The following is a 657-nucleotide window of genomic DNA, read 5'->3' as shown; positions in this document are numbered from 1 at the left end:
AACTCAACGATTATCTTACAAAATCTAAAAGAGAAATTGACACCGCTCGGCATCAATGTATTAGAAGCACCAGCACAGCGTAGTAATGACATCGCGATGGCAGCCCGTAGTCTTGAAGGCAAAGTCGACATGATCTATACGTCGACTGATAACAACGTGGTATCCGCTTACGAGTCACTCTATCAAATTGCTAAAGAAAGTAAGATTCCTCTTATCGCATCAGACACGAGCTCAGTTGAGCGCGGTGCGGTTGCGGCATTAGGCGTAGACTACTATGAGCTTGGCCGTGAAACGGGTAAAATCGTTGTTCGTATCTTGAATGGTGAAAAAGCAGGCGCTATCCCTGTTTATACTCCACAAGCGCTTAACCTATATGTCAGCCCAAAACATGCTCAAGAAGAAGGCATCACTTTGCCACAAGCGGTTATCGATAAAGCAAAAGAAGTGGTAGAATAACGCACCTTTGTATTTGGCTTAAAATAGTAGTCGTAAGCAAGATAGCCATATCAATCAGTGATTGATCGCAATCTTGCGCTGTGATGCTAAATGTTTGACAAGAAACCCAGCTATGAGTCAGTAAGCTGGGCTTCTTGTTTCAGCAGAACCTATTTAAATAGCTTGTTTCATATATTGCTGTAGTTAGCTTGTGGCTTATCT

The 657-nt window shown here is 42.6% G+C and carries 1 protein-coding gene; it reads left to right on the top strand.

Going from position 1 to position 657, the window contains the following annotated elements; all coding sequences use genetic code 11:
• On the top strand, positions 1–456 hold a 456-nt coding region (locus ACS8FC_RS18260; protein WP_439297829.1), incomplete at its 5' end, for an ABC transporter substrate-binding protein.
• Positions 457–657: the final 201 nt, after the last annotated feature.

This window comes from Psychrobacter sp. 1Y4, from assembly GCF_051847555.1.
The sequence above is the reverse complement of the archived record's forward strand: the minus strand, read 5'-3'. Positions and strand labels throughout refer to the sequence as shown.